Annotated in this window: 12 protein-coding genes; all 12 read right to left on the reverse strand. The window is 41.9% G+C overall.

All coding sequences use genetic code 11. From position 1 onward, the window contains the following. Nucleotides 1–3 precede the first annotated feature (3 nt). The 12 genes from ACZ47Z_RS12865 to ACZ47Z_RS12920 all read right to left on the reverse strand — a co-directional run bounded on the left by ACZ47Z_RS12865 (nucleotide 4) and on the right by ACZ47Z_RS12920 (nucleotide 12,014). Nucleotides 4–1,230 (reverse strand): hypothetical protein, encoded by a 1,227-nt coding sequence (locus ACZ47Z_RS12865; protein ID WP_055172254.1) that lies wholly within the window; start codon nucleotides 1,228–1,230, stop codon nucleotides 4–6. A 140-nt stretch (nucleotides 1,231–1,370) separates the two neighbouring features. Further along, entirely contained in the window at nucleotides 1,371–2,702 is a 1,332-nt protein-coding gene (aspS, locus tag ACZ47Z_RS12870) for an aspartate--tRNA(Asn) ligase (RefSeq protein ID WP_020436411.1), read from the reverse strand. Between the two features lie 460 nt (nucleotides 2,703–3,162). Continuing rightward, nucleotides 3,163–4,383 (reverse strand): S41 family peptidase, encoded by a 1,221-nt coding sequence (locus ACZ47Z_RS12875; protein ID WP_464525616.1) that lies wholly within the window; start codon nucleotides 4,381–4,383, stop codon nucleotides 3,163–3,165. Nucleotides 4,384–4,504: 121 nt separating this feature from the next. Continuing rightward, the gene (locus ACZ47Z_RS12880; RefSeq protein ID WP_054751504.1) at nucleotides 4,505–5,674 is read right to left on the reverse strand and encodes a murein hydrolase activator EnvC family protein; all 1,170 of its coding nucleotides are present in this window, start codon (nucleotides 5,672–5,674) and stop codon (nucleotides 4,505–4,507) included. Nucleotides 5,675–5,686: 12 nt separating this feature from the next. Beyond that, nucleotides 5,687–6,640, reverse strand: coding sequence for a permease-like cell division protein FtsX (gene ftsX / locus ACZ47Z_RS12885; protein WP_020436408.1), 954 nt, complete (start codon nucleotides 6,638–6,640; stop codon nucleotides 5,687–5,689). Further along, nucleotides 6,630–7,316: a cell division ATP-binding protein FtsE gene (gene ftsE / locus ACZ47Z_RS12890; RefSeq protein ID WP_015528337.1), complete on the reverse strand. Its 687-nt coding sequence runs from the start codon at nucleotides 7,314–7,316 to the stop codon at nucleotides 6,630–6,632. The genes ftsX and ftsE overlap by 11 nt, the downstream gene beginning before the upstream one ends. A 36-nt stretch (nucleotides 7,317–7,352) precedes the next feature. Continuing rightward, on the reverse strand, nucleotides 7,353–8,444 hold the full coding sequence (locus ACZ47Z_RS12895; RefSeq protein ID WP_015528338.1) for a PucR family transcriptional regulator: 1,092 nt from the start codon (nucleotides 8,442–8,444) through the stop codon (nucleotides 7,353–7,355). A 235-nt stretch (nucleotides 8,445–8,679) separates the two neighbouring features. Continuing rightward, nucleotides 8,680–9,363 carry a WecB/TagA/CpsF family glycosyltransferase gene (locus ACZ47Z_RS12900; RefSeq protein ID WP_054751502.1) on the reverse strand — a complete coding sequence of 228 codons (684 nt, stop codon included), beginning with the start codon at nucleotides 9,361–9,363 and terminating at the stop codon, nucleotides 8,680–8,682. A 133-nt stretch (nucleotides 9,364–9,496) separates the two neighbouring features. After that, entirely contained in the window at nucleotides 9,497–9,721 is a 225-nt protein-coding gene (locus ACZ47Z_RS12905) for a small, acid-soluble spore protein, alpha/beta type (RefSeq protein WP_054751802.1), read from the reverse strand. A 59-nt stretch (nucleotides 9,722–9,780) separates the two neighbouring features. Then, nucleotides 9,781–10,515, reverse strand: coding sequence for an NAD-dependent protein deacylase (locus tag ACZ47Z_RS12910; RefSeq protein ID WP_054751800.1), 735 nt, complete (start codon nucleotides 10,513–10,515; stop codon nucleotides 9,781–9,783). Nucleotides 10,516–10,862: 347 nt separating this feature from the next. Further along, nucleotides 10,863–11,366 (reverse strand): DUF6465 family protein, encoded by a 504-nt coding sequence (locus ACZ47Z_RS12915; protein ID WP_020436404.1) that lies wholly within the window; start codon nucleotides 11,364–11,366, stop codon nucleotides 10,863–10,865. A 201-nt stretch (nucleotides 11,367–11,567) separates the two neighbouring features. Beyond that, on the reverse strand, nucleotides 11,568–12,014 hold the full coding sequence (locus tag ACZ47Z_RS12920; RefSeq protein WP_015528342.1) for a MarR family winged helix-turn-helix transcriptional regulator: 447 nt from the start codon (nucleotides 12,012–12,014) through the stop codon (nucleotides 11,568–11,570). Nucleotides 12,015–12,115: the final 101 nt, after the last annotated feature.

A 12,115-nucleotide genomic window follows, 5' to 3' on the forward strand; every position in this document is an offset into this window, starting at 1 on the left:
AGCTTATTGCGACCTGTAGCGGTACATATCATAGAAACTGTCATAATTCTGGTTTTTTACTGAGCCGGACGGCGTCAAGATTAAGTCCCCATCATCCACTTCCAGCTCCGTTCCTTCCGGGAAAACTGCATTTCTATAAGATTCTGATCCATCTGTATCATAAAACCAGAGTCCATAATTTTCATAATTGAGATTTTCATTTTCCTTATCATAAAAATCACCAAGATAAATCTTGTAATGAAGCTCCGCCCAGTCGACTCCTGATGCCTCGGTCACATCATACCATCCTGCCGGGAAATCTGTTCCCGCCGTATAAGTGTTTCCGGCTTTCAATGTTACCTGTTCCGTCAGCGGATTTTCTTCCAGCTGCATCTGTTCCGTCTGTGCATTCTCAGAATGAAACTGGACAACCAGTCCTGTATCAATCTTCAGATGACCTCCTGTATACAGTCTCACATCATCCAGATAATCTCCTGCATCCGTATCTGACTCATCTTCACTAAAATAAGAATAGTAATAAATCGAATTCTCAGGATCATCCTGCTGCATGGAGCCTTCTCCTGAGACAAGCTCCACTTCATAAGTTCCTTCCGGGATCTGTGCTCCGATCTCATACTCCCCATATCCTAATACACAATCATAAGTTGCTCCTGTCTCAGAAAGTTCTCTCGTTGTATTCATATATGGATCATACTCAGAATCCACTTCGCTGCCATCATCATTCCAGTCATAATCTGAGGAATGAAAATCATCCCCAAATGAGGAAATGAAATCACCAACGGAACCTGCAATGCTTGTAAATGCTACGATTGCTACGATGATTCCCGCAAGAATTCCACTGATTTTCCTTGCCTTTTTCTGTTCCTCGTAAGATCCTGCATGAACCTTCCTTGCCGGATTAAATATCGTCGGCCCACCCAGCTGCATCTGCCCTGTCTGTGGGATTTCCATCCGCGGATTCTCTTTTTGCTGATATTCTGTCTGCGTTCTTTTCCGTCCGTTATGACTCTCACAGAGATGTCCCGCATCCTGCTTTTTCTCCCGTTTTTTTGTCTCTCCAGTCTCATTCTGTCGTTTCTGGGAATATGTCATTTTTTTCTTGCGATCAAAGCTGCTCTCATTCAGCCTGTAATTCTTTTTCTCCAGCTTTGTGTTATCCAGCCCGCAGGAACTGCAACGGCCATCAATCAATTTACCTCCGCAAAGATAACATTCTTTTTTCTTAAACATAAAGATCCTCCCTCATTTCTACTCCTTAAGTTTCTGACCACAACATCCTGTGGGCAGTTCTCTTTCTCAGTTCAGACCTTCACATCCAACAGTTTTTTCGTTCAATCCAGGGGGATTGACCCATTTTTTGTATTTTCTTCTTATGGTTCCAGACGACTTAAGTCTCTTGGGAATAATGTTGTTTCTCTTACATTGTCTTCGTTCATCATCTTCATTGTCAGACGTTCCATACCTATTCCAAGACCTCCGTGTGGTGGCATTCCATGCTTAAATGCACTTAAATACTGCTCCATGCCTTCATCTGTCATACCTCGCTTCTCCATCTTCGCAAGAAGTTCATGATAATCATGAATACGCTGTCCGCCGGTTGTGATCTCCATTCCTCTGAAAAGCAGGTCAAAACTGAGCGTGTAAGTCGGATCCTCCGGATCATCCATTGCATAGAATGGACGTTTCTTTGATGGGTAATGAGTAACGAATACAAAATCTGCATCCCATTCTTCCTTCGCATAACGGCTGATCAATGTCTCTTCCTCTGGTTCCAGGTCAAATGGGTTCTTGATCTTTCTGTCATACTTCTCGGATACCAGTCGTTTGATCTCGTCGAATCTTACTGCCGGAATATTATCTGTCTTCGGTACTTCAATATTCAGAATCTGAAGTTCTCTTGCATACTCTTTCTTCAACAGCTCCATCGTATACTGAAGAAATCCCGTTTCCATTGCCATGATATCTTCAAATCCATCAATATATCCCATCTCGAAATCAAGGCTTGTGTACTCATTCAGATGACGCTTTGTGTTGTGTTTCTCTGCACGGAATACTGGCGCTGTCTCAAAGACTCTGTCGAATACTCCGACCATCATCTGCTTATAGAACTGTGGACTCTGCTGAAGGATCGCCGGTCTGTGGAAATACTCCAGACGGAAAAGGTTCGCACCGCCCTCTGCACTCTTGGCACCGATTTTCGGAGTATGGATCTCTGTAAATCCTTCTTTATAAAGGAAATCACGGAACCCTCTTACGATTCCTTCCTGAATTCTGAACTTCGCACGCTCTCTGATATTTCTCAGAGAAATCGGTCTGTAGTTTAATTTTGCTTCCAGAGATGTGTTCAGCTTCCACTTTGCAATCGGAAGCGGCATTGGCTCTGCCGGCTCACTTAAGATCTTCAATTCACCAAGGCGAATCTCAATCCCATTCGGAGCTTTCGCAGACTCTACAAGCACACCTGTTACCTCTACTGTATCTGCTTCCTTCACATCTTTCAAGTCAAATTTGGAAATATCTTCTTCATATACACACTGAACAAGTCCTTCTCTTTTTCTGAGAATAATGAATGCAATTGTTCCCATATCACGGATCGTATGGATCGCACCATTTACTTTCACTTCGGTTCCAATTCTTCCCTCTTCGAGAAGTTCACTCAGTTCCAATGTTTCCTTCTTTTTTACACCTGTTACAAATTCCATAATTCTTCTCCTTTCAGATTCCAGTATCCCGAGAAGAACTTTTCTATACAAAAAGCCCCGGGATACATCAGTATCCCGGGACGGAAATTACAATCATAATATCCGCGGTACCACCCGCATTGAATCTCAGTCTTCACATTTCAAATCTTATCCCTGTGTAAGCCAGATTCCACTCTTTGCATGTAACGTATGCTCCACGTGCTGCCCTACTTCATCTGTTCAGACAGCCAGCTCCCAAGTGTTCCCTTAATCCGCTCCGCTGTCCGGCGCTCTCAGTCGGTGACGCCAACTTCCTGTCAGTTTCTGTGAATCAGAGTCTTGTTCTTAGCCTTTTTCTGGTTCAGCACTTTAGTTTGCTAAAACTTGTTTCCAATATTAGCACATCATTTTTTGATTTTCAAGAGTTTTTATCTGAATTGTCACACATTTTAACATTTTATCAGAATGAGGCTTTTTCAACCTATCGGTTTTGTGTACTTTCAACAATTTCTTCCTGTACTGTGCTTAATGCCTGATCCAGCTGGTTATCCGCTTTGGGATTCTCTTCGTCATACTGATACTCCACCTCGACATCCGGCTCAACACCTTTCCCATTGATGCTTCTTCCATTTGGAGTATAATACTCTGCAATCGTCACTTTCAGACAGGTTCCATCTCCCAGATCCATCAATTGCTGCACAACACCTTTTCCATACGTTGTAACTCCGACAATCTTCGCTGTTCCATAATCCTGTACTGCAACGCTGAAGATTTCAGATGCGCTGGCACTGTACTGGTTTACAAGAACTGCCATTGGTTTCTTAAATTCATGAGTTCCGTCACAAGTGATTTCGTCTGTCTTTCCATTCTTGTCCTTTGTCGATACAATTGTACCTTCCGGAAGAAGCAGACGCAGCATATTTGTAACTGTATCAAGACTTCCGCCCGGGTTGTTTCTCAGGTCAACAATAAGACCCTGCATTCCCTGCTTTTCAAGATCGTCCAACGCTTCTTTAAACTGGTCATAAGTTACTGTATCAAACTCAGACACTCTGATATAGCCAATCTGGTTCTCCTTCATCTCATACGAAACTGTCTTCACTTCGATCGTATCTCGTGTGGCAGTCAGTTCCAGCTCTTCTCCATCTCTGAGAACTGTAATCTTTACATCTGTTCCCTTTTCCCCTTTGATCCAGGACACCACCGTATCAAGCTGCTCATCACCAACCTCGTGGTCATCGATTTTCTCCAGGATATCTCCTGCTTTCAGTCCTGCTTTCTCTGCCGGAGAGTCTTCATAGACATTTACAATTGTCGCATAGCCCGTATCCGCATCTTTTGTCAGCGTTGCACCCACACCTGAAAATGTTCCGCTTGTTGATTCCATCAGAGCTTTCGTCTCATCTTCATCATAATAAACAGTGTACTTATCTCCCAGTGCACTCGTATATCCGGAATAAATTCCTTCTGCCAGCTTATCTGTATCAATTTCATCTTCATACAGATAATATTTATCAATCAAAGCATTCAGCTTATTCAGTTTTTTTGATACCTCTTTTTCTGTCACTTTACCTGATGCATAACTGCCGGCTGTGTTCGTAATGACCTTGAATCCCCCAAGGAGAAGCAGGCTGACAAGAACTGTTGCAAGAATTCCGGTAACAATCCCGGCTCCATATCCCTTTTTCTTTTTCTGTTCCATTGTCTGTCCCTTTCGCTGTTATTTAAAGAAAAGGACAAAGCAGAATCTTCCACTTTGTCCCCCTTTATTCTTTGAATCACTTTCATGTAAACATGAAAGGAAGATTTTGAATCCCTTTGTCTTACATATAATTATTTGGATTCACTGGTGTTCCGTTAAGCTCCACCTGGAAATGTAGATGTGCTCCGGTTGAATATCCTGTAGAACCAACATATCCGATCTGTTGTCCTTTTTCCACTCTCTGACCGGCACTCACACAAATTGAGCTGTGATGCATATACTTTGTCACCAATCCGTTTCCATGGCTTATAACAACCCAGTTTCCCGCACTGTTGCTCCAGCCTGCCGTAATGACTGTTCCGGCTGCTGCTGCATATGTAGGTGTTCCTGTCGGTGCGGCATAATCATTTCCTTTATGTGGTCTTGAATCGAAAGATCGAACCTCTCCAAAATAACTGGACTGGTACGTCATTCCCGGACATGGATGTGTAAAATATCCACTTCCGCTCACCACGTTTCCGCTGGAAGCCGGTCTGGAACTACTGCTTCCGTTACTACTGCTTCCGCTATTGTTCTTCTTTGCCGCCGCAGCAGCTGCAGCAGCCGCCGCTGCCTGCTCTTCCTGAAGACGTTTTGCTGCTTCTGCTTTCGCCTTGAGGTCTGCAAGAAGGTTCGCATTATCTGTAATCTGATTCTGAATCTCCGCAATCTGTGCTTCCTTACTGCTGATCAGATTCTGCGCTTCCGTCTGCTGACTTACCAAGCTTGTCTGTAATGTATTCAGCTTCTCATACTCATCTTTAAGCTTTGCTTCCTTTTCTTCTACAACTTTCACCGTTTCCTGAAAAGCAACAAGCATATCTCTGTCATAGGAAGAAAGCTTTGATACATACTCCGCTTTATTGAGCAGATCACCAATATTGCTGCTGGACATCAGTATCTCAAGGAACTGGGTATTACCACCCTCATACATGAATTTGATTCTCTTCTTCATGCTGTTATACTGATCATCCTCATCAACCTTCGCCTGTACAAGCTCTTCCTCAGCTGTTGAAATTTCAGTTTCCTTGGCACTTAATTCTTCCTGCGTCTTGTTCATCTGGTCAATGATGGAATTAAGTTTCGCAGCAAGTGTATCTTTTTCAGCCTGAGCTGCACTCTTCTGTGATTGCAGCTCATCTGCTTTTTTCTGCGCTTCATCAATTGTCACAGCACCGGAAGTAATTGTCATTGACAGCATCATTCCGACTGACAGAACCAGTGCTGTCACCTTTCTCATCCGTCTTTTCATAGGTATCTCCTATTACACTCTTAAGTGCTTACGAACAGTGAAGTAACTTCCGAGGAATCCAATTCCAATTCCCATTGCAAGCCCGATTGGCAACAAATAGATATATACATTTCCAACCGGAAGGAATGTAATGATATTCTTCAGAATGCTAAACTTCTCCATAATATATACTACAGCCTTGTCATAAAGGAAATATAACAGAGCAAGCGGAATAACTGCACCGAATAATCCGATGATCAGACCTTCGATCACGAATGGTGATCTTACTACAAAGTCCTTCGCTCCGATATATTTCATGATTGCAATCTCTTCTTTTCTGACTGTAATACCTGTTGTTACCGTATTACTGATCAGGAAGATCGATACTCCGAGAAGAATTGCGATAATTGCAATTGAAACATATGCAACAAGCATATTCACACTGGAAAGTGTGTTCGCTACAACATCTGACTTATTGACCTGTCTGACTCCGTCCAGACTCTGTGCAAATTTAACCAGATCCTGCTGCGTAGCTGAAAGAGACTTACTCTTCGCGATCAGATCCTTATTATCACCTTTTACCGTCTTCATGTAGACTTCATAGTTATCCGAACCTGCCAGCGGGTTATCATCCTTAAAACCTTCTGCAAGTTCCGGGTTGTCTCCAAAATACTCTTTCTGGAATTCTGCCCATGCATCATCTGATGACACATACTTCACTTCTGAAACATCATCACGGGACTCAAGCTGTTCGCCAATCTCTTTCTTCTGTTCCTCTGTTGCGTCATCATTAAAGAAGACGGTGATCGCAACACCTTCTTCTGCACTTTTGATAATATACTGGAAGTTAACAAGTATCGAGAAAAACAATCCAAACAGGAAAATACATGCTGACATCGTCGCTATGGATGCGAGTGAAAACATCTTGTTTCTCCAGATATTCTTAACGCCCTGTTTTCCAACGTATCCAAATGTACTAATCCTCATTTATATACCCACCTTTTTTCTCATCACTGACGATTACGCCCTGCTTCATAGTAATGACGCGCTCGTTCATCTCGTTTACGATCTCCTGGTTATGTGTAACAACAAGTACTGTTGTTCCACGCTCATTCGCCTCTTTCAGCAGACTCATGATCTCCCATGAGTTTGTCGGGTCGAGGTTTCCTGTCGGCTCATCCGCCAGCAGAATGGCAGGTTCATTTACAATTGCTCTTGCAATCGCTACTCGCTGCTGCTCTCCACCTGAGAGTTCCTTTGGGAATGACTTGTATTTCTGTGCAAGTCCTACCAGTGACAGAGCTGCCGGTACCTTCTTCTTGATCACACGGGTCGGTGTCTCAGTCACGCGCAAAGCGAATGCAATATTCTCATAAATATTACGATCCTTCAGAAGACGGAAATCCTGGAACACAACTCCAAGTCCTCTTCTGTATTTAGCAATGTTTCTGTGTTTCATACGGTTCAAATTCTGGCCGTTGACGATAATTGTACCCTCGGTCGGATTCAACTCTTTCATGATCAATTTGATCAATGTAGACTTACCTGATCCACTGTCACCAACGATGAATACAAATTCTCCGCGCTCAATCTTCACGGAAACTCCATTCAAGGCTGCGTGACCTTTGGAATACTCCTTCGTCACATTCCTTAATTCAATCATATGTTCCTCCTAAAACTTATCTATACTCCTACGGTTCTAGTACTCTAATGTCTCCATATACTTCATATACTTTACTACCATTAAGGCAATCTTGAAAGTAATGGCATCCTCAAACACACGCAGATCCAGACCGGTACTCTTCTGAAGCTTATCCAGTCTGTATACCAGTGTATTTCTGTGGATATAGAGCTGTCTGGATGTCTCTGATACATTAAGGCTATTCTCAAAGAACTTATTGATCGTTGTCAATGTCTCTTCATCAAAGTCATCCGGAGATTTTGCTTCGAAAATCTCTTTAATAAACATCTTACAAAGTGGCAGCGGCAGCTGATAGATCAGACGACCGATTCCAAGTGTTGTATAAGCAACGATATCCTTCTCATCAAAGAAAATCTTACCTACATCAAGTGCAAGCTTCGCCTCTTTGTATGACTTGGATACTTCCTTGATATCACTTACGATGGTTCCGTATGCAATATGGATCTGCTCGTCGCCTCCCTCTGCCTGGAGCGTATCCAGCATCTCTTTCGCCATCTTCTCAAGTTCCTTATTGCCGTCCTTATCTGAGAGTTCTTTCACAACAATAATATTCTTCTCATCAACAGCTGTGATAAAGTCTCTTGACTTTCCTCCCAGAAGATTTCTCACATTATCAAGTGCAGCACTGTCTTTCTCGTGCGATGTTTCAATAATAAAGATAACACGTTTTACTTCTGTGTCAATATGTAATTTCTTTGCACGATTGTAAATATCAACCAAAAGAAGGTTGTCTAAAAGAAGATTTTTGATAAAGTTATCTTTGTCAAAACGCTCCTTATAGGCTACAAGCAGACTCTGGATCTGAAATGCCGCAATCTTACCGAGCATATACACATCTTCTGTCTCGCCATCTGCAAGCAAAACATATTCCAAACGCTGTTCGTCAAAGATCTTAAAGAACTGGCATCCCTGGATCACCTGGCTGTCTGCCGGGGATTCAACAAAAGAAAGAACCGCTTCCCCACAATCTTTTGCCATATCAAATGTTGCTGCAAGTTCCTTGCCTTCTGTGTCGAGTACACAGAAATCAACCCTTGATATTCCCTTTAATCCTTCAATAGTGTTTTGAAGTATCTGATTCGAAATCATCCTTTTTTCCTCCACTCTGTACGATGTATTGCTGATTACAGCAAACTGTAAGTAGTAACACGCATGTGCATATTCCACAATTTTTTTGTATGCATTATTTATCCGTACACATACCCTTATATTATATTAAGGCAAAACAGCAAAAAAAGAAAGAGGAAATCCATCTTTTTTATGCATTTCTTAGTCGAATCTATGAAATATTCACATTTTTATCTTTTAGCATTCTTCACAAAGACTAATTCTGCTTCTCTACTTTATAGCGAAATACTTTCTTTACTAACATTCTCTTTATCCGGCTTGTCATCTTTCTGTCGTCAAAGCTGCGCATCAGAACTGATCCACAGCCAATCCAGACTCTTGTGTCGATCAATGCCCGGTTCTGTTCAATAAAATCTTCCTGCGCCGGCGATGGAAGGACTGATAAAATACAATCTGCCTCTGAGCCATTGACTGCATTCACTATTCCATGGATCCTGTCTGCATCTGTCAACTCTCCGTCTTCCAGATGGATCACGGCATCTCCTACCACACGGATTCCCTGATTATACCTTGCAAGAGCTTCCTCTGCTTTTACCAGTTCCTCCTGACTGGCTGCCAGAAGATAGATCTTATGATGGTTCTTCTGTAAATATTTCAAAAACATTCTTAAGAATAATTTATTATCCGTCTCACGCAGCAATCTTGCATCATCTGTTTTCGCTGCCTCAAGAATCTCTACACTTCCCGGAAGGACCAGATCCTGCATTGAAACCTTTTTTTTCCATTCCGGATTTTCATGTTCTTTCATCAGAGATTCCATCGATACAAGTTCAATGGTATTGACGGAATCGTCTTTCATGAATCCGATTGCCTGCATCATCGCTTCTTTTGCCTTGATACAGGAAATCTCCACATCAAATATTGAAATTTTTTCTGTCATTTATGCCACCAAAGTTATCACTTTCCAAAAACTCTGCGAATTCTAACGCAAAATAATTTCTCCCCATTCTGTCTATTTTACCAAATTTATCCTTATTTGTCAAAAGCTGTGTCATTCAAAATTTTACTTTTGTTTATCTTTCATCATTTTTATCCGCAATTTTTGTCTGTTTTTTTATCTCTCGTCTTCTTCCGGTGACCATTCCGCCAATCCGTCCTGTCTCTTTTGATGTTAATGACTTCCACCCATCCTGCATCACGCGATCTAAAAGGCCTAATTCTTCTGCTATCTCATACTTCAGCTTTTCTTCCGGTTCAAGTTTAGTAAGATTGATCGTCTTTTTCTTTTTTCTTCCCATACTTCTTTCTGCTGCTGACAGCATCCTCCTTTTCAGAAGTATTTGCAGAAAAAAAATTTTTATTCGTCACTCACCTGAATCGCACCAAGAATCTCTCCGATCGGAGCCGATATTGCAAGTTCTGCCCGGACACTTCTGGCTGTTTCTGATTTATTGATCACAACAAGGTGTTTTCCGTGAAAATAATCAATAAAACCGGCTGCCGGATAAACAACAAGGGAAGTACCTCCGATGATCAGCATGTCGGCTGATGAAATTGCTTCGACTGCCCCTTGGATCGTCTTCTGGTCAAGTCCCTCTTCATAAAGTACTACGTCCGGCTTAATCATCCCGCCGCAGTTGCATCTCGGAATTCCTTCTGAATTCTTCACATATTCCGCATCATAGAACTTCCCACATTTCATACAGTAATTTCTGTGGATGCTTCCATGAAGTTCATAGACGTTTCTGCTTCCTGCCGCCTGATGCAGTCCGTCAATATTCTGTGTCACAACAGCCTGCAATTTTCCGGCCTGCTCCAATTCTGCCAGTTTCAGATGGGCAGCATTTGGCTTCGCATCCAAAATCATCATCTTCTCTTTATAAAACTCATAGAATGCTTCCGGATATTTCATAAAAAAGCTATGACTGACCACCTGTTCCGGTGAATACTTATATTTCTGATGATAAATTCCTGTTGCACTTCGAAAATCCGGAATATTACTTTCTGTTGATACACCGGCTCCTCCGAAAAACACGATCCGGTTACTCTCATCAATCATTGCCTGCAGCTGCTCAATCTCTTTCTCGTACATATTACATACTCCTTTCTCAAACCGCACTTGCCAGATTCCTGTCACCTTAAGGCACACTGCCTTCTGCACCGGTGAAATGTTTACAAGGACTTTCCTAATATAGAACAAAGAATGTGCAAAGGCACATTCTTGCGCCTGCGGCGGTCGCTTGCGACACCTACCTTGTACGCCGCAGTGCGCATCCTTAGCGGAGCGTTTTTAATATATTAGGAAAGCACTTTCCTAATATATTAAAAAGACAGGTCCGTCCTTCACCTGCATTCAGCTGTGTCTGACTCCCTGTCTTTTCTTAAGTAAACCTGTTCCCGGTACGTCCGGAAAGCGATCTTATATCTTTTATTTATATCTTACAGATCGATTTTTCCTGTTGTATCTCCATTAACAACATAATATGCTGCTGACTCTTCCGGTTTCAGATAAATCTTAACATCTTTCATGTCTCCGACTTTATTCTTCAAATCCTTTGTCCATACATCTTTGACTTTCTTAAGGATCTCTTTCTCTGTATACTCTTTACCAGAGAACTGAAGGAAGAATTCTGTCTTCAGCTCAGCTTTCTTTGTAGTCTTGGTTGCTGTCTTCTTAGCTGCTGCTTTCTTTACAGTCTTCACAGCCTTTTCAGCTGTATCTTCTGCTTTTGCTGCAACCTTCTTAGCTGCCTTCTTCACTGTCTCTTTTACTTCTTCTGCCTGAACTTCTGGTGTATCTACCAGCACTGCTGCCTTTGTTTCAAGTTTCTTTGTTGTGTCTTTCTTTGTCTCGATCGCTTTCGCAGCTGCTGTCTCTTTCTTCTCTGCCTTTACTGTTGCTGTTTCAGCTTTTGTTGTTGAAGATGTCTTCTTTGTTACCATACTTGTTTCCCTCCTAAAATATACACCCAAGTATATTGGCACTACCTCATTACAATGTTATTCTTAACGCGAAATAATGACAAGGACTTTTGTCCGTAATGATAAATTATTCACGATACGGATTATTGTAACTCATTTTTGACAAAACGTCAAATTTTCCTTGATTTTCCTTAATAATTATCATGTTATCGTTTCCACAATTTATTCCTCAGAAGAATAGCCCCTGAAAAATTCTGAAAGTCCGTCCAATGTCTTCATAAGAACCGGAATCTCTTTTTCATCCAGTCTGTTCAACACAGCATTTGTCATCTCTCTGTGAAACTCCTCATGATGATAGTAAGCCTTCTCCCCTTTTTCTGTCAGCCAGATATACACCACTCTTCGATCCTCTTCACCGCGGGCACGCATTACATACTTCTTGTTTACCAGCCCATTCACCGCTGTGGTCAGAGACCCTGCCGTAATCTTCATCTTCTTTGCCACTACAGACATCGTTGTCTTTCCTGAAACACCGATTGCTTCTATTATATGCATATCGTTGTTTGTGATGTCTTTAAACTCCTCTGTAATGATTGCCTTTTTCTCCAGCTCCCAGATTTCATTAAATAAATGTACCAGAATGTCATTGATGGTATTATACGCATCCATCTTTTTTCCTCCTCGTCTTCTACTGTTCTCTGATCTCTTCAAACAGCTCTTCTCTATTCAATCTTCCGGGATCACTTTCATTCTGGTCTGCTATCTTAATT

The organism is Mediterraneibacter faecis (assembly GCF_055383675.1).

Bases quoted from the DNA above. Each gene is read 5' to 3' on its own strand.
- ACZ47Z_RS12865 (WP_055172254.1), bottom strand. From the start codon at position 1,230: ATGTTTAAGAAAAAAGAATGTTATCTTTGCGGAGGTAAATTGATTGAT.
- aspS (WP_020436411.1), bottom strand. From the start codon at position 2,702: ATGGAATTTGTAACAGGTGTAAAAAAGAAGGAAACATTGGAACTGAGT.
- ACZ47Z_RS12875 (WP_464525616.1), bottom strand. From the start codon at position 4,383: ATGGAACAGAAAAAGAAAAAGGGATATGGAGCCGGGATTGTTACCGGA.
- ACZ47Z_RS12880 (WP_054751504.1), bottom strand. From the start codon at position 5,674: ATGAAAAGACGGATGAGAAAGGTGACAGCACTGGTTCTGTCAGTCGGA.
- ftsX (WP_020436408.1), bottom strand. From the start codon at position 6,640: ATGAGGATTAGTACATTTGGATACGTTGGAAAACAGGGCGTTAAGAAT.
- ftsE (WP_015528337.1), bottom strand. From the start codon at position 7,316: ATGATTGAATTAAGGAATGTGACGAAGGAGTATTCCAAAGGTCACGCA.
- ACZ47Z_RS12895 (WP_015528338.1), bottom strand. From the start codon at position 8,444: ATGATTTCGAATCAGATACTTCAAAACACTATTGAAGGATTAAAGGGA.
- ACZ47Z_RS12900 (WP_054751502.1), bottom strand. From the start codon at position 9,363: ATGACAGAAAAAATTTCAATATTTGATGTGGAGATTTCCTGTATCAAG.
- ACZ47Z_RS12905 (WP_054751802.1), bottom strand. From the start codon at position 9,721: ATGGGAAGAAAAAAGAAAAAGACGATCAATCTTACTAAACTTGAACCG.
- ACZ47Z_RS12910 (WP_054751800.1), bottom strand. From the start codon at position 10,515: ATGTACGAGAAAGAGATTGAGCAGCTGCAGGCAATGATTGATGAGAGT.
- ACZ47Z_RS12915 (WP_020436404.1), bottom strand. From the start codon at position 11,366: ATGGTAACAAAGAAGACATCTTCAACAACAAAAGCTGAAACAGCAACA.
- ACZ47Z_RS12920 (WP_015528342.1), bottom strand. From the start codon at position 12,014: ATGGATGCGTATAATACCATCAATGACATTCTGGTACATTTATTTAAT.